This window comes from Acinetobacter sp. ANC_7511 (assembly GCF_056779975.1).
On record NZ_JBWYIY010000015.1, the window covers coordinates 79734 to 97462 of the forward strand.

Annotated in this window: 16 protein-coding genes; 12 read left to right on the plus strand and 4 right to left on the minus strand. The window is 38.8% G+C overall.

All coding sequences use genetic code 11. The annotated features are described in order from the left end of the window. The first annotated feature begins 44 nt into the window (after nt 1–44). From AC1M9L_RS11375 to AC1M9L_RS11385, 3 genes are all read left to right on the plus strand, one after another. Complete coding sequence (locus AC1M9L_RS11375) at nt 45–881, plus strand: ParA family protein (RefSeq protein ID WP_481592189.1); 837 nt, start codon at nt 45–47, stop codon at nt 879–881. 35 nt (nt 882–916) lie between these two features. Next, entirely contained in the window at nt 917–1306 is a 390-nt protein-coding gene (locus AC1M9L_RS11380; RefSeq protein WP_481592190.1) for a hypothetical protein, read from the plus strand. Nucleotides 1307–1505: 199 nt separating this feature from the next. Then, complete coding sequence (locus AC1M9L_RS11385; protein ID WP_092767920.1) at nt 1506–2096, plus strand: LysE family translocator; 591 nt, start codon at nt 1506–1508, stop codon at nt 2094–2096. Between the two features lie 74 nt (nt 2097–2170). Here AC1M9L_RS11385 and AC1M9L_RS11390 read toward each other — a convergent pair whose 3' ends face one another. Continuing rightward, nucleotides 2171–2818, minus strand: a complete 648-nt coding sequence (locus AC1M9L_RS11390) for a DedA family protein (protein WP_035268957.1) — start codon at nt 2816–2818, stop codon at nt 2171–2173. Nucleotides 2819–3016: 198 nt separating this feature from the next. On the opposite strand from AC1M9L_RS11390, the gene AC1M9L_RS11395 reads away from it, so the two are divergent. From AC1M9L_RS11395 to AC1M9L_RS11420, 6 genes are all read left to right on the plus strand, one after another. Further along, nucleotides 3017–3433 (plus strand): DoxX family protein, encoded by a 417-nt coding sequence (locus AC1M9L_RS11395; protein WP_481592180.1) that lies wholly within the window; start codon nt 3017–3019, stop codon nt 3431–3433. A 233-nt stretch (nt 3434–3666) separates the two neighbouring features. Next, the gene (gene guaA / locus AC1M9L_RS11400) at nt 3667–5235 is read left to right on the plus strand and encodes a glutamine-hydrolyzing GMP synthase (RefSeq protein ID WP_092767916.1); all 1569 of its coding nucleotides are present in this window, start codon (nt 3667–3669) and stop codon (nt 5233–5235) included. A gap of 620 nt (nt 5236–5855) precedes the next feature. Further along, nucleotides 5856–6806: a pirin family protein gene (locus AC1M9L_RS11405; protein WP_092767912.1), complete on the plus strand. Its 951-nt coding sequence runs from the start codon at nt 5856–5858 to the stop codon at nt 6804–6806. Between the two features lie 22 nt (nt 6807–6828). Continuing rightward, nucleotides 6829–7227: an OsmC family protein gene (locus AC1M9L_RS11410; protein ID WP_481592181.1), complete on the plus strand. Its 399-nt coding sequence runs from the start codon at nt 6829–6831 to the stop codon at nt 7225–7227. Nucleotides 7228–7363: 136 nt separating this feature from the next. Beyond that, on the plus strand, nt 7364–8005 hold the full coding sequence (locus AC1M9L_RS11415; RefSeq protein WP_481592182.1) for a glutathione S-transferase family protein: 642 nt from the start codon (nt 7364–7366) through the stop codon (nt 8003–8005). Nucleotide 8006: 1 nt separating this feature from the next. Next, a complete protein-coding gene (locus AC1M9L_RS11420; protein WP_218947423.1) occupies nt 8007–8618 on the plus strand; it encodes an alpha/beta fold hydrolase in 612 nt (203 codons plus the stop codon). Between the two features lie 47 nt (nt 8619–8665). Here the strand turns inward: AC1M9L_RS11420 and AC1M9L_RS11425 are convergent, their stop codons facing one another. The 3 genes from AC1M9L_RS11425 to AC1M9L_RS11435 all read right to left on the minus strand — a co-directional run bounded on the left by AC1M9L_RS11425 (nt 8666) and on the right by AC1M9L_RS11435 (nt 12069). Then, nucleotides 8666–9274: an SPOR domain-containing protein gene (locus AC1M9L_RS11425; RefSeq protein ID WP_481587719.1), complete on the minus strand. Its 609-nt coding sequence runs from the start codon at nt 9272–9274 to the stop codon at nt 8666–8668. A gap of 132 nt (nt 9275–9406) precedes the next feature. Beyond that, nucleotides 9407–11197, minus strand: coding sequence for an arginine--tRNA ligase (gene argS, locus AC1M9L_RS11430; RefSeq protein WP_481592183.1), 1791 nt, complete (start codon nt 11195–11197; stop codon nt 9407–9409). A gap of 269 nt (nt 11198–11466) precedes the next feature. Beyond that, complete coding sequence (locus tag AC1M9L_RS11435; protein ID WP_481592184.1) at nt 11467–12069, minus strand: hypothetical protein; 603 nt, start codon at nt 12067–12069, stop codon at nt 11467–11469. Nucleotides 12070–12366: 297 nt separating this feature from the next. Here AC1M9L_RS11435 and AC1M9L_RS11440 point away from each other — a divergent pair, with 297 nt between their 5' ends. The 3 genes from AC1M9L_RS11440 to AC1M9L_RS11450 all read left to right on the plus strand — a co-directional run. Further along, nucleotides 12367–14067, plus strand: a complete 1701-nt coding sequence (locus tag AC1M9L_RS11440; RefSeq protein WP_481592185.1) for an NAD-dependent malic enzyme — start codon at nt 12367–12369, stop codon at nt 14065–14067. Nucleotides 14068–14223: 156 nt separating this feature from the next. After that, nucleotides 14224–17496: a type VI secretion system Vgr family protein gene (locus tag AC1M9L_RS11445; protein WP_481592186.1), complete on the plus strand. Its 3273-nt coding sequence runs from the start codon at nt 14224–14226 to the stop codon at nt 17494–17496. Between the two features lies 1 nt (nt 17497). Continuing rightward, nucleotides 17498–17729, plus strand: a 232-nt coding sequence (locus AC1M9L_RS11450; protein ID WP_481592187.1) for a LysM peptidoglycan-binding domain-containing protein, incomplete at its 3' end; no start/stop codon positions are given.

Below are 17729 nucleotides of genomic sequence, written 5' to 3' on the forward strand. Positions count from 1 at the left end.
AGGTTAAACTTCATCTATAAAGTGAATTGAGCCTAGAGGGAATGATGCGTACACGTGTGGTGTTTAATCAAAAAGGTGGCGTTGGTAAATCCAGCATTACGGTAAACTTAGCTGCATTGAGTGCACATCAGGGTTTTAAGACGCTTGTCATTGACCTCGATCCTCAGGCCAATTCTAGTCAGTATCTATTGGGGGATGATGCGACTTATAATGCCGATAAACCTGCACTAGAACCCAATATTGAAAATTTTTTCGAAGATGTATTGGCGAATCAGTCCAGCAAAGGTTTGATTGGTCAAGCCATTGGAAATTTGCTCAAAAATAAAAATAAAGGCTTAGAAGCTTATATACATCAGTCACCATTCCCATCTCTCGATGTTTTACCGGCAAGTCCCTCGCTTGGTGCTTTAGAGCATAGTCTCGAATCCAAACATAAAATTTATAAGCTGCGTGACGCGATTCAGCATCTAGCAGGGACTTATGATCGGATCTATATCGATACACCGCCTGCATTTAATTTTTTTACTTTGTCGGCATTAATTGCAGCAGACCGAGTGTTGATTCCATTCGATTGTGATGTCTTTTCTAAGCGTGCCTTAAAAACGTTGATCGAAAACATTATAGAAACTCAAGATGATCATAATGATCGATTGGAAATTGAAGGTATCGTCGTTAACCAGTTTCAAGCGCAAGCAAAACTTCCTCGTGAAGTGGTACAGCAGCTCAGAGATGAACAACTACCTGTACTCAATGCGATGTTGCCACCGTCGGTATTGATGAAAGAATCTCATCATAAAAATAAGCCGTTAATCTATTTAAATACAGATCATAAATTGACGCAGGCCTACCAATCATTGTTCAATGAAATCGAGAATAAATAAGATTTGAGAAGAGTATGAACTCACGCGCGATGAAAATGGTCATGCAACTTAGTGCAGTCGGTACGGTTGCTGTATTGATGACTGCTTGTGCGACGACGGTTAAACCGAGTTATGTTTCTCCGACGCAATATCAAGCATTGAGCTGTGTACAACTTGGTGCTGAATTCAATCGTATTCAGCAGTACATCAATAATGGTGTACAACCGCCTAAACGTACAGGTGTTGGCGTTGGTCTAGGTGTTGGTGGTGGCTGGGGCCGTGGCGGTTGGGGCTTTGGTCCTTCAGTTTCCGTCAATATGGGACAGTCATCGAATACCAAAAATACTGAATTGTCGCGATTATATGGTGAGCAAGATGCGATCTCACAAGCGGCAACATTTAAAAATTGTCCTTATGTTCCTAAGCGTCAACAGCAAACTCAGTAATTTAAAAGGGCTGTTCAATCTGAGCTTGAGCAGCTTTTTTTTAGCAAAATGTTTCAATGTAAATTTATTAAAATCAATATTTTATAAAATTATTAACTGAAAATAGACGTGACATTCATCATTCCTTCACTTTAAAAACTTGTCTTTAAATTCGTTTTTCGTTTAAGGTGTGCCTCCTCTAAATCTCTGATTTTAATCTATGGTAGAAAGTTGGCTTTATATTTTTGCAGTGTTCGCGGTATTACTTATTCCCGGTCCAACCAATGCATTATTGGCTAGCGCAGCACATCACCATGGCGTATTAAAAGCATTCTATTTCGTACCTCTTGAATTACTGGGTTATATCTACGGCATTAGCATTTGGGCACTGTTGGTGCATTTAACCCTACCAATTTGGCCGATGCTGATTCATATCTTACATTTGGTAAGTGCAGTTTATGTGATTTGGATGGCTTTTCATTTATGGAAAGCTTCACATCTTAAGCAATTGAGCCAAAAAAACATTCGAATGAGTCGCAGTCATCTTTTTAAATCGACACTGAAAAATCCAAAATCTATTTTGTTTGCGGTTGGTATTTTTCCAGCATGGACTTGGGATTCTTTTCAAAACTATTTTTTAGTTTTGGGTGTATTTACCTTATGTTTAATTCCATGTGCTTTATTTTGGATGTATTTTGGTCGTAAAGTCTTGGCAGGGAATCAGACGGTGGTCAGCGCAGATCGCTTATACAAAGGTTCTGCCATGTTACTTATGCTCAGTATGTTACCTGTCATTATTGGATTTTTCTAAGCCATTCAATATTTTGTAGTGATAAAAAAAGCAGATTCTTGGTGGAGAATCTGCTTTTTTGAAGCCTAAGATCATTACATCATTTCGGGATTTTTCTTTGGGAAAAACTTGTGGCGAATAAAGCCAATGATCCCCGGTAATACGCTCAGAATGATGATTCCGAAAATTAAATGGGTGAAATTGTCTTTCACGATCGGCATATTACCGAACAAGTAACCCAAGGTGATAAACGAAGAAATCCACAAGAAAGCACCAACGACATTGTAAGTAATGAAGTATTTGTAGTTCATGCTTCCTGCACCAGCGACGAAGGGTGCAAATGTACGCGCGAATGGGACAAAACGCGCAAAAATAATGGTTTTACCGCCGTGTTTTTCGAAGAATTTTTGCGTATAAACCAAATGTTTTTTATTGATAAATCGAGATTCAATCTCAAAAACACGTGGTCCGATATATTTTCCAATATGATAATTTAAGGTATCACCCAATACTGCTGCCGTGAATAACAACACGCCCAAAAGCCACGGATCCATTGCACCTGTTGAGGCTGCTAAAGCACCTGCTGCAAACAGTAAACTGTCCCCGGGTAGAAAAGGCATGACCACCAAGCCCGTTTCTACGAAAATAATCAGGAATAAAATTCCGTAAATCCAAATGCCATAATTGGTAATAAATTCAAGTAGATGATCATCTACATGCAGAATAAAATCGATTAAATCCATGAGGGGTGAACTGAGCAAAAATGTGTTCAAATGCTAACAGCCATCGGCGCTGATGTCAGTAGTCAATTGATTTAAATTATAGGTGAATTATTGTTCTTATTATGCAACGCTGATTCTTTATATTGATTATTTATCCTAAAAATAAAAGCTACTAATCTAAGGTCATTAACAAAAACAAAACATAGATAGGTCAACCCAATGTTTAATCCAAATCAAGTGATTCAAAAAATAGTTGCTCAACCCACAGTGCATGCAACTTTAACCCTCGTCGCACGTGTCCTTTTAGCATATATCTTTATCGTAGCGGGGTGGGGCAAACTCGCAGGTTATAGCGCGACAGTTGGATATATGGAAGCGATGGGTGTGCCAGGTGCATTATTGCCAATAACCATTTTGGTTGAACTGGGTGGAGGCTTAGCACTGTTGTTTGGAGTGCAAGCACGATTATTCGCAGCAGCTTTAGCTGGTTTCAGTTTAGTTACCGCATTTCTTTTTCATGGTACACCCGAAGATTCGATACATTTCATGAAAAACTTTGCTATGGCGGGTGGTTTAATCTTTCTCGTATTGCATGGTGCAGGTCAATGGAGTGTGGATCAGCGTTTTGAAAAATAAATGACGAATACGCAATGCAGGTGAAATGAGAGAATTATTCGCCTGCTGCATCGTGATCTGAATGTAACGCCAAAGCTTGTATGATCAAAGCAATCGACTGAAATTGTTGAATAAAAAGACAATATTTAATAATAATGTATTGAAATATAGAGAGATTTGAATAGTGTGCGTAAGCTTAATAAAAATGATAGAATAGCGCGCTAATCCTTCGTTAGCCTTTCATAGTTGTTATCATGACTACCAATACTCAAATTACCGAAGATCGTATCCTGATTTTGGATTTCGGCTCTCAATATAGCCAATTGATCGCACGTCGTGTACGTGAATCAGGCGTATATTCTGAAATGTATGCTTTTGATATGTCGGAAGAGGACATCCGCGCATTTAATCCAAAAGGGATTATTCTTTCAGGTGGTCCTGAGAGTGTTCACGTTGAAGGCAGCCCACGTGCGCCAGAAGTTGTGTTTAACTTAGGCGTACCAGTATTGGGTATTTGTTACGGTTTACAAACGATGTCTGCTCAGTTGGGCGGTAAAGTTGAACCGGGTACAGTTCATGAGTTTGGCTATGCTGAAGTCGATATTAAAGTACGTGATGCTTTAATTGGCGATCTTGAAGATTCAGCAGACAAATTGAAAGTATGGATGAGTCATGGCGATAAAGTGACTCAAATTCCAGAAGGTTTCCAAATTACTGCAAGTACACCAAGCTGCCCAGTGGCAATGGTGTCTGACGAATCTCGTCGTTTCTACGGTATCCAGTTCCACCCTGAAGTAACCCATACTGCTAAAGGTAAAGAGTTACTTGAGAACTTTGTACAAAAGATCTGTGGTTGCCGTAGCCTATGGAATTCTGAAAACATCATTGATTTGCGTGTTGAACAATTACGTGAACAGATTGGTGATCAGAAGGTTCTTCTTGGTCTTTCAGGTGGTGTAGATTCATCTGTTGTGGCTGCATTGCTTCACAAAGCAATTGGTGATCAATTGACATGTGTATTCGTTGACAATGGTCTTCTTCGTTTAAATGAAGGGGATCAAGTGATGGAAATGTTTGCGAAAAACATGGGTATCCGTGTGATTCGTGCTGATGCTGAACAACGTTTCCTTGACGCTTTGGCAGGTGAAGTTGATCCTGAAGCAAAACGTAAAATCATTGGTCGTGAGTTCATCGAAGTATTTGCTGAAGAAGCACGTAAGCTTGATGGCGTGAATTTCCTTGCGCAAGGTACGATTTATCCTGATGTGATTGAATCTGCTGCAAGCAAACAAGGTAAAGCGCATGTGATTAAATCACACCATAACGTGGGTGGTTTACCGGAAGATCTCGCTTTTGAATTGGTTGAGCCAATTCGTGATTTATTTAAAGATGAAGTACGCCGTTTGGGTACAACTTTAGGTCTTCCATTTGAGATGCTTTATCGTCATCCATTCCCAGGACCAGGTCTTGGTGTTCGTATTTTGGGTGAAGTGAAGAAAGAGTATGCTGATATTCTTCGTTTAGCCGATGACATCTTCATGCAAGAACTTCGTGCAAGTGGTTGGTATGATAAAACTGCACAAGCATTCGCTGTATTCCAACCAGTAAAATCTGTGGGTGTAGTCGGTGATGGCCGTCGTTATGCATGGGTGATTGCACTTCGTGCGGTTGAAACGGTTGACTTTATGACGGCTCGTTTCGCACATCTCCCTTATGATCTTGTGGATAAAATCTCTACTCGTATCATGAACGAGATTGCAGAAGTTTCACGTGTTGTTTATGACGTATCGTCTAAACCACCTGCTACGATTGAATGGGAGTAATTTAGGGCTTTCAAGAAACAACGTTTCTTGCCTAAATTACGCCAAGAGCTATCCTCGCGGCAGTACCTGAAAAGGTACATCCAATAAAAAAGGACGCTTAGGCGTCCTTTCTATTTATTATCTAAAATTTAATTCAGAAGAATTCTATGTTTGAAGAATTAGTCAAAATACGTAAAGCATAGGAAGTCATTAGCCCAAATAACGTTGTTTTAAGAAATTTCCCAAACTCTTGTTGTGGCAAGGCAAGCAATTTGATTGCTACTTACTTAGAATCTAAAGGATATGGTGAATTCCAATATATTTTAGGAAAAAATATAAAGGAAACAGAAAGTCTGCTTGGCTTTTAAATGTAGGAAGTAGATATATATAGTTGATCTAACAGCAGATCAATTTAGATTGGATAAAATTATTTATACGTTAGAGCATGAGTATCCTTTATCACAGTTATTTCCAAAACTATTAAATCAAGGGCGGGCAAGCATTCTATTTTTAATACATACAAAACTCCAATTGTCCTACCTATAGTATTCAGCGTATTAAGTCTAAGGTGGTTCAATTTGCATGACCTTGTTAATATCTATAACAAAGATAGCCATTTGCCAAACTTTTAGGATAACAACATGACCAATAATACTTATACCGAATTGTCTCATTCAGAAGACTGTGAAAAGCACGCCAACCAATTTATTCAGGAATTTCCACTGCGCCGTGCAGAAATTGGTCAAGGGACAGTGATCAAACGCGCTTTACCAAGTCGCCATAAGCGTATGATTGGCGCATGGTGCTTCTTAGATCATGCAGGTCCTGTAACATTTGAAGCTGGACAAGGTCTAGATGTTGGTCCACATCCACACATTGGTCTACAAACCTTTACTTGGATGATTGAAGGGACTATGTTGCATAGCGACAGCTTAGGGACAACAGATCAGCTCATTCAGCCCAAGCAAGTCAATCTCATGACAGCAGGTCGAGGTATTTCACATACTGAAGTCGCGCCAGCGAATGAAACAAAAATGCATGCTGCCCAACTTTGGATTGCATTGCCTGATGACAAACTTACCATCGATCCAGCTTTTAATCACTATCCAGAATTACCCGTCGTCAATCAGTCAGGTATCGAATTTACGGTATTGGTCGGTGAGTATCTAAATACAGTATCACCAGTCAAAGTACATACTGAGCTTTTAGGTGTTGATTTATTTGCGCAAGCAGCCACAAAAGCACGTTTACCTTTAAATCCAAAGTTTGAATATGGATTTATGGCGCTTGAAGGTACAGCAACTATTAATGGCCATCATTTAGATGAAGACAATATGGTGATTTTAGAGCCAGGGCTAGAATATGTGGAAGTAGAGATCCATGACAATAGTCGTGTACTGCTTTTGGGCGGTGAGCCATTTGAGTCACCAATTTTATTATGGTGGAATTTCGTTGGACGTACGCAAGAAGAAATCAAAATTGCACGTGATCAATGGATAGCAGAAGATCCACGTTTTGGGTCAATTCCATCATACCAAGGCGAGCGTTTGAAAGCTCCGATATTGCCTGATAGCATGCGTCCATCTAAATAATAAGACACAGAAGGAAAATAAAATGGCAACGATCGCAAATGCAAAGGTCACCACACTACCTGAAAAATGGGGTGGTGAAATTCAATCTGGTCAGCACACATTTCTCACCGATAAACCTGAATCATTCCAAGGTTTAGATCGTGGGCCTGCACCGTATGATTTTATTTGTTCAGGATTAATTTCCTGCACAATGATTACATTACGAATGTATGCAGAGCATAAAGGACTGGATTTGGGCGAATTCAGTGTCGAGGCAGATTTTAAAGCCAATAAAGAAGGGCAGGAATGGATTGAGCGTCGTTTAAGTTTTAAAACTAACTTGGATGAAGCGCTACAAGAAAAAATTTTAAATGTGTGCCAAAAAACACCCGTCACTAAAACATTGCTCAGAAGTGTCGAAATTAAAACAACAATTGTTTAAATATAGACAACTTAATAGGCATCAACATTCTGTATTTTTGTAATTTACAGCTAAAAAGAAGACATTTTGTGTAAAGCAGGATGTCTTTTTTTTATTCAAAATGGCTATATAGAGAGAAATAAAATTAGGTGGTCTTATGCTGACATTACATCATTTAGAAAAATCACGTTCTTCAAGAATCATTTGGGCGCTAGAAGAATTAGGTACTGAATACCAAATTCAACATTATAAAAGATTGCCAACTTACGCCGCTCCACCAGAATTGAAGAAGGTTCATCCTTTGGGGAAATCACCAGTGATTACTGATGATAATTTAGTGATCGCAGAATCTGCGGTGATTTTAGACTATCTGGCTGATCGCTATGATACACAGCATCAATTTAAACCCCAGTCACAGCCTGATTTAACACAATATCAGTATTGGATGCATTATGCTGAAGGTTCATTAATGCCACTTTTAGTGATGACCTTAGTTCTCTCGTTTGTACCTCCTAAAGTACCTTTTGTGATTCGACCAATTGCCAATAAAATTATTGATGGGGTGAGTGATGGATTTATACAACCGCGTCTCGCTGAACATATTGAATTTTTAGAACAGCATTTGGCGCAACATGAATTTTTTACATCTCAGTTTTCATTTGCAGATATCCAAATGAGTTTTCCCTTGATCGCGATGGATGAACGCTTAAATGGAAAATATCCGAACATTCATGCCTATGTAAAACGCATAAAACAAAGACCTGCTTATCAGCGAGCGGTTATCAAGGGGGGTGATTAAGATGGCGGATCAGGCAGTGAAATTAATCTTCCTGCCCGGAGCATCTGGCAGTACTGCATTTTGGAAACCTGTTCAATCACATTTTGAATCTGAGTACGACACGCACATCATTGCTTATCCCAGTTTTGGTGAATATCCTGATCATCCACATGTAAATTCAATGTCAGATTTACAAGATTATGTATTTGATCATCTTCAGCGCCCAAGTATTCTGATCGCTCAATCTATGGGTGGGGTCATTGCTGTTCAAGCGGCGTTGAGGTATCCAAAATTGATTCAAGGTTTGGTGTTGGTCGCTACGTCAGGTGGCGTTGATTTAACACCATTTCATGTTAAAGATTGGCGTGCAGAATATCAAAATGAATATGAAGTGCCGCACTGGTTTATTGATGATGAAACCAAATTAGATGAACGGCTTGCTGAAATTGAATGTCCTGTACTATTAATCTGGGGCGGAGATGATGACATTAGTCCTGTCGCAGTAGGTGAGTATTTAAATCACGCTTTTAAGTATTCAGAGCTGAATGTGATCCCGAACGGACAACATGATTTAGCTAAAGTTTATGCGTCAGAGTGTATTTCTTTTATCCAACGCTACTTAGCAAAATTTTAGGTTTGCTCTAGACTAAAAAAGGATGCTAATCGCATCCTTTTTTATGATTATCGTTTTACAACGATTGAATCAATACCGCTGTGTTGTAGGGTTTGCTGAGCGATGACAGCAGCTTCTTGAGAGTCATAAGGTCCAGAGACAACCCGATACCAGGTTTGACCGCCTTCCGTGGTTTTAATGACATCTGCAGATAAGCCGTTGAGAATAATTTCAGCACGACGTGCATCAGCACTGTCTGGATCTGGATAACTTCTAACTTGTAAAAGGTAGCTACTCGCCACGGGTTGAGGTTCTACACTTTCAATCAGTTCACCCTCGGTCGTTGTAGCATCAGCAACCACAGGTGCTTCCACGATGACAGGTGCGGTGTTCACTTGCTGATTTTCAGGTACAGCTTGATCGGGGATTGGAGTCACTTGTTGTTGAGGCAATAAATCGTAGAAGCGATAATCTTTATTCGTATCTTCTTGATAATGTTCAGATTGAATATCATTGCTTTTTGGTTGGACTGGCGCCCACGGTTTCCATAGCATTAAGGCTACGGCAAAACTCAGTACAATTAAAATCAGAACAAGCATACCTAACCATTTTGGTATTAATGGTTGTTTAGGTTTGTTAGGTCTTTCTGATACACCACGCTGCGTTTTTCCAAACACTTGGAAACCTCTCTTATTTTAAGATCATGCAATGGAAAATTGGATTACCATCACATGGAATTTTTATCTCATTTTTTTCAATAATAAAAGTCTAAAGAGGTGAATCTTTTAAAAAGATTCACCTTCGATGACTTACATGCTTTCAGGTGCAGAAACGCCTAAAAGCTCTAAACCATTTTTCAAAACTTGACGAACATTTACCGATAACAACAAACGTGCTTGGGTCAGATCAGTATCATCACCGAGTACTTTATTTTCGTTGTACCAACCATGGAACAATGCTGCAAGTTCTTTTAAGTAGTTACCTACTTGATGCGGTTCATGGCTGTTTGCAGCACGTGCAATAATTTCAGGGTATGCTGCAAGTTTTGCTAAGATTTCAGTTTCAGCTTCTAATTCAAGCTTTGCGGCAAAACCACGCGCAGTGGTCGCATCGAAGTTGATGTTCAAGCTGCTTGCTTTTTCTAGCATACGACAAATACGTGCATGAGCATATTGAATGTAATACACCGCATTGTCTTTACTTTGAGAAACCGCGAGATCTAGATCAAAGTCGATGTGCTGTTCAGACTTACGCATGACATAGTAGAAGCGAGCAGCGTCGTTGCCGACTTCTTTACGTAGATCACGCAATGTGACGAATTGACCTGAACGAGATGACATTTGAACCATCTCACCACCGCGCCATAGGCTGACGAATTGTACTAATAACACAGTCAGTTTTTTTGAGTCATATCCCATCGCATCAATCGCTGCTTTTACACGTGCGATATAACCGTGGTGGTCTGAACCCCAAATATCAATAATGTCAGTATAACCACGCTGAAGTTTATTCAGATGGTAAGCAATGTCAGAAGCGAAGTAAGTGGTTTGACCATTACGACGTTTTACAACACGGTCTTTTTCATCACCAAATTCTGTTGATTTGAACCAAATGTTGCCATCTTTCTCATAGAGGAAGCCGCGTTGATCAAGTGTTTGTAATGCTTCTTCAATTTTTTCAGTCAATGATGCTTCACTAAACCATTGGTTGAAAGTCACACCAAATTCACCAAGATCATCTTTAATATCATCAAGAATTGCTTTTAACGCAGCTTGATGAAAAACGCGATAACCTTCACCTATTAACGTCTGCGAGTTAAAAATTAGACCATCAATGTGTTTTTCTTTATCGCCAGAAATTACAACCTTGTTGCCTTCGGCATCAAGTTCTTCAGCATACTGCACATCTTCTGGCACATCTTTAAAAACATCAGCTACAGGGCGAACATATGCATCGCCGTCTTGATCAATAATGCTTTGTGCAATTTCTTTAACGTAATCGCCTTGGTAAGCATTTTTAGGGAATACTAATGTTTGACCAGTTAACTCAAGGTAACGTAGATAAGTAGACGTCGCTAAAATGTCCATTTGACGACCAGCGTCATTCACATAGTATTCACGATCCACTGTAGCACCAGTTGCTTCAAGTAAATTCGCAACCGTCATGCCATATGCTGCGCCACGACCGTGACCCACATGTAAGCTTGATGTCGGGTTCGCAGAGACAAACTCAACTTGGATTTTTTTCGTAGCATTAACTTGCGTACGACCAAAATCATTAGCTTGTGCCTGAATAGCATCAAGAACAGCAAAACGTTGGTCTGCATTCAAGAAAAAGTTGATAAAACCAGGACCAGCGATTTCCGCTTTACTGATATCCGCAACTTCTGGCAGTGCAGCAAGAATTTTTTCTGCTAAATCACGAGGCTTCATACCTGCAGCTTTAGACGCGATCATTGCGATATTGGAAGCGAAGTCACCATGGCTTCGGTCTTTGGTTCGCGTTAAGTTTCCGCTGTTGTTAAAGTCAGATGGGAGGACCCCTTCAGCTTGAAGAGATTGCACTGCATGATCGAGAGCTGCTTGTATTGCCGTATTCATAATTTATCGAAAAATTAATGTCGCAGAAAAACGACAAATATAGCAAATTTAGCGCTCATTAGCGAAGCAGATTTGCGTTGAATAAAACTTATCCGACATAAAAAATAATAAAGTCAGTTTTTTTAATCACTATGCGCTATTTGCAGAATTAACGGTGATGAAATTAATCTTTTACATCTAATGCATATCGATGATTGAATTGAGCCTGATTGTCTTTATCTCATTTAATGTGAATTTAAATAGAAATCAGGCAATTTTATGACTCGAAATTAAGCCATACACGTGACAGGCTTATTTAGTAATTCTGCTTTACCATTTTGGAAAGTGTATAACTTAGATGCATGGAAGATTTTAATGGTTTTGGCCTTTTGAGCAGCAGTTTGAAATGTCGCTAATTTTTTTTGATTCGCCAAACTAAAAGGATTTCCGTAATTCTTATTGTCAAGTAGTACTTGGATCATTCCAACTTCAGGCTGAAGACTATTTAAAATTTCCGAACCTTCCACATTTTGTATGCTGAGACTTGGTTTTTGGACACTATTCTTACAATTTAAACGCAGGAACAGCATGTGACCATCAACTGCTTTGTTTTGTAAATCATAAATTCCTTGAAGGTCATTTTCGATATATACCCACTGACCAATCGGCATATTTTGTTTAAGTTTCTCAATTTGCTCGAGTGTGGTTTTACTAATATCGACAATGCCTTTTTTATCAATTTCAGGCGTCTTATCGGCGCGTGCTAAGCCCACCATTGAAAGTGCTTTATCACCGACCATTGAGGTCGTGTCAGTGATGGTTTGACAACCCGTCACATTTAGCAATGAAATAATAGTCAATGGCAAAATGGCAATTTTAGCTGTAATTTTCATGTGGATCTAATAATGAAGTAAAAATACGATTGAATCCGATATTAGCCGAATCGTTCAGATTAGTTTGCAAAAAAAAGTTAATAAACATGAATAATACACCTGAAATGTGACAGTTTTATCTATTTCTCTATCAATAGAATGATGGATTGAAATTATAAAATTTAAAAATACTGCCAATATTATTATCAATTTTATAAATATACATTTGTCTTCATTTCGGCTTAAGCTATTTCTTAAATAAATGGTAAAAATGAAATGAAAAGGGTCTGAATTTAGGCCTGATCCATGAGATTAGAGATGACAACTGAACACACTGAAGTGAAACACCCTCTTTATACCCCTTATGCTGGCTTTACTTTGCTTGAACTACCTCTCCTTAATAAAGGCTCTGCGTTCACTGAGGAGGAGCGAGCAAGTTTTAATCTCAATGGTTTACTACCTCATGTGATTGAAACGATTGAAGAGCAACACCAACGTTCATATCAACAATTTACGTCATTTCATGACGACATTAATAAGCATATTTATCTGAGAAATATACAAGACACCAATGAGACTTTGTTTTATCACCTCATAGAAAATCATTTATCAGAAATGATGCCGATTATTTATACCCCAACGGTAGGTGAGGCTTGTCAAAGATTTTCTGATATTTACCGCCGTCATCGTGGTGTATTTATTTCATATCCTGATCGTGCCAACATTGACGATATTTTACAAAATGTGAATAAGAATAACGTCAAAGTCATTGTAATCACAGATGGTGAACGCATTCTTGGTTTAGGTGACCAAGGGATTGGTGGGATGGGAATTCCAATCGGAAAATTATCTCTCTATACCGCATGTGGTGGTATTAGCCCAGCTTATACATTACCCATTACATTGGATGTAGGAACCAATAATGCACAGTTGCTAAATGATCCAATTTATTTAGGTTGGAATCAGCCTCGTATTAGTGGCGATGAATACTATGACTTTGTGGATGACGTACTTCGTGCTATTAAACGCCGTTGGCCAAAAGCTTTGATTCAATTTGAAGATTTTGCTCAAAAAAATGCAATGCCATTGCTGGAAAAATATCGTGATCAATATTGTTGTTTTAATGATGATATTCAAGGCACTGCTGCTGTTGCAGTCGGTAGCTTAATCGCAGCAAGTCGAGCTGCAGGAAAACAATTACGTGACCAGAAAGTGGCATTCTTGGGTGCTGGTTCAGCGGGCTGTGGTATCGCTGAGCAAATCATTGCGCAAATGGTGGCTGAAGGTTTGAGTGATGCTGAGGCAAGATCACGAATTTATATGGTCGATCGTTTTGGGTTATTGACCGATAATCAACCAAACCTTTTAGATTTTCAGCGTAAACTGGTTCAAAGTTCAGAAAATGTATCCGCGTGGGCTGATGCGGAAGGCATCATTTCATTGCTAGATGTTGTAAAAAATGCACACCCAACTGTGTTAATTGGTGTCTCTGGACAACCGGGTTTATTCACTGAAGAAATTATTCGAACTATGGCATCCAATTGCGAGCATCCTATTGTATTGCCATTGTCGAATCCAACGTCGCGTGTAGAAGCCGTACCAGCAGATATTATTCAGTGGACGGACGGTCGTGCTTTGATTGCGACAGGTAGTCCATTTATGCCAGTTAATTATCAAGATAAGCTACACAATATTTCTCAGTGTAATAACTCTTATATTTTCCCAGGGATTGGCTTAGGCGTGATTGCTGTGCAGGCAACGCGTGTTACAGACAATATGCTCATGGCATCAAGTATGGCATTAGCAGATTGCTCTCCAAAATTGCAAAACCCTGACGACGACTTACTTCCTGATCTCAATGATTTGCAGAAAGTCTCCCGGATCATAGCGTTCAAGGTTGCAAAAGCGGCGATTGAGGATGGTGTTGCCTTGCCATTGAGTGATGAGCTGATCGAAAAAAGTATTGAAGATAATTTCTGGAAGCCTGAATATCGCCGTTATAAGCGAATTCCATTTTAAAAAAACTTGAATTTTCAATATAAATTGATTGGAAATAAATAGGAATCAATGCGTTGGTTCCTATTTTTTGTTTAGAATAATTACAATATTTAAAAGCAAGATTGAGCGGAATACGCTACAATTTTCAAAAATCATAATAATAGCTTTAATCATTCTATGCTCAATAATATCAATTCAATTATAGAAGGCTTGGGTCTTAGCCCGCAAAAGCGCGCGTTACATATTAAATTTTCTAATCCTATATTAGATAGCCAAGTTTTCATTCAACGAATTCAGGGTCAACACTTTATTAATCAAGGCTTAAAAGCTGAAGTATTATGCTTATCGACGAATGCGCATTTACAACTTAAGCAATTCATTGGTTGTTTGGTGGCTGTCGATCAAGTTACGGATCTTGGAAAATTAGCTCGGACTACTGGGATCGTGACAGGGGTGAGCCAAGGTCAAAGTGATGGAGCGTTGACCTTATATAAGCTGACCGTTGAGGATGCAACCTCACTTTGGCACAAACGCCGCAACAGCCGTGTATTTATGAACAAATCCGTGGTTGATATCACTGAGATTATTTTTAAAGAGTGGCAGACGAAAAGCGTGTTATTTAGTGCCGCTTTGAGTCTGTCAACGGCGGGTTTAAAAGCATCATATGATATACGTCCATTTGTGATGCAAGCCAACGAATCAGACTATGATTTTCTAACACGCTTATGGCGGAGTGAAGGTATTAATTGGTTGATTGATGAGACAGATCAAACCGTGCCATTCTCAGCGAAAGAAATTCAATCACAAAAATTAAGGCTAATAGATGAAAATAGTCAGTACGAGCCTTTAGATCGACGCACGCTCAGATTCCATCGCAGTAATGCAACAGAACGTTTTGATACGATTACCAGCTTTATTGCTCAACGCTCAATACAATCTACAGCAATTCAGGTACAACGTTGGCAGGGCGATATACTTGCGCAAGATCAAGATGATTATCAACTCAGTGCTCATCAACATAGTGACCAGTTGGACAATGAAACCTTAAGTCTAGAACAAGCATGGACTGTGAGTCCTGCTTGGATTACTGATTTAAAAGGTGAAGATCAAGCCACTCTATCAAACAATTCACAACTGCAAAAACTGAATACACAACTCAATCAATACCAAGATTTGCAGGCTAAATACTTTACTGCGGTGAGTAGCGTTCGAGATGCCAATGTTGGGTATTGGTTTGAATTTATGGGTCATCCAGAAATAGATCAACATCAAGGGGCAGATCGCCAATTTATTATTTTAGGAAAACAATTTTTTAATCAAAATAATTTACCTAAAGATTTAAATAATCAAATTGAAACATTAATTGATTTGAGTCGTTGGAAACAGACAAAAACAGATGAGCGTTTATCTACAGAACTGAGTTTAGTGCGCCGAGCTATACCTATTGTTCCAGAATATGATCCATTGAAACATCGTCCAGTTGCTTATCCTCAACGGGCAAAAGTGGTTGGTCCTGAAGGTGAAACGATCTATGTGGATCAGTGGGGACGTATTAAGGTTCGCTTCGTATTTACACGTAATGATGATCATCAACATGATGGTGGTGCAGGGTCAAATGATAATGATACAGACTCTGCATGGGTTGATGTTTTAACTTCTTGGGCTGGGGAGGGTTATGGATCAAGATTCCATCCACGTATAGGTGAAATTGTAGTCATTGATTTCTTTGATGGAAATGTTGATCGACCTTTCGTTGTTGGGCGTTTACATGAGGCTGAACGTCATCAAACTAAGTTTGATGTTAAGGGGCAGTTACCTGATACAAAAAAACTCAGCGGAATTCGCACGGCAGAAGTTGGTGGCTCTGGATTTAACCAACTCCGATTTGATGATACGACAGGACAAATTAGTACTCAGTTGCAAAGTAGTCATGCGGCAACTCAATTGAATCTGGGTAATTTGAGTCATCCTAAGGATAAGGAGAAAAGTGATGGACGTGGAGAAGGATTTGAGCTGAGAACTGATGCTTATGGTGCTGTTCGTGCAGGGAAAGGAATGCTCATTACGACTTATGCACAAGAAAAAGCAATTGCTGACCATCTTGAAGCTGCACAGGCTCAATCATTGTTGAGTCAGAGTGAGCAGAGTATGAAAATGCTCAGTGAAATTGCAGTAAAACAACAATCGGATGCATTAAATGTAATTAGTAGATTACCTAAATTTATTCAATCATTAGAAATCAAAAGTAGTGCTCAAGCTTTGCAGTCTACAGTGAATTTATTTAAGGAGGGAATAGCGAAGGATCCATTAAATGCACTGAAAGATTGTGGTGGTTTTATTAAGGATATTGGTATTTTAGGTGGTAATACTGCTGGAATTGTGGATGAGTTTAATAGTTACTTTGAGCATGCTCAAGAAGCGGTTGATAATCTCAAGGAATTTATTGATAACGTACAAGAATATGGTTCTGAAGCGATAAAGAGGAAATTTGAAAGTATTAAAAATGGGATTAAAGATAACCCATTTCAAGCACTTCAAGATGTGAGTAAAGCAATTTCGAGCGTTGACTTGAATGTGGAAGATCAACTGGTGTTATGCACTGGTTTTGGTGGTGCAAACAAAAAAGATGATATTAATCCAGTAAAAGCCTTAAGCACACTGACAGGTTTTATGGAGGGATATACTCAAGGATTAGAAAATAGTTCTGATCAAAAAAAACAAGAGCAAGGACGTTTATTTAGACAGGCACTCATGCTTTTGGCTTCACCCAATGGGATTGCATTAACAACGCCTGAGGACATTATTCTTCAAGCATCACAAGATATTGCGGAGAGTGCACAGGGTTCAATTAATTTAAGTGCGCAAAAAAATATTGTGGGGCATGCTCAAGACAAGATCAGTTTGTTTGCTGCACAGAAAGGATTTCGAGCGTTCGCAGCTAAAGGAAAAGTTGAATTACAAGCGCAAGATGATGCGATTGAAGCTATTGCACGTAAGGTGATTAAGCTTATTTCAACCGAAGATAAAATTGAAATTACCAGTCCAAAAGAAATCGTATTGACCGCAGGTGGCTCGCAACTCAAGATTAATGCTAGTGGAGTATTTAGCACGACGGGTGGAAAATTTGAGAGTAAGGCAGGGCAGCATTTGTTTACGGGTGGGGCTAACGTTAATTTTCAGTTACCATTTATACCTAAGATATTGGATGGGGGTTATAGTCAACAATTTAACTTAAAATCCTTATCAAGTGAACATAGTGACTTAATTGGTTCAGGTTATAAAATTATCAATAAAAAAACTCAAGAAATACTTATTCAGGGTGTTATTAATTCTAATTTTGAAACAGAGAGAGTTTTCAGTGAAAAAGAAGAAGAATTAGAATTGATCGTCTATGAAACAGAATATACAGATTTTAATATTGAAAACATAAGTGAAATTTTGGGAGATTGAGATGTATACGATAAGGAGAGGTGATACTTTAAGTGGAATTGCAAGGAAAAAAGGGTTTAGTGTTGATGAATTAGCGCGTCTAAATGGAATAAAAAATAAAAATTTGATTTATATTGGTCAGAAGCTAAAGCTTCCTAATACAAATACAAATACAAATACAAATACAAATACAAATACAAATACAAATACAAATACAAATACAAATACAAATACAAATACAAATACAAATACAA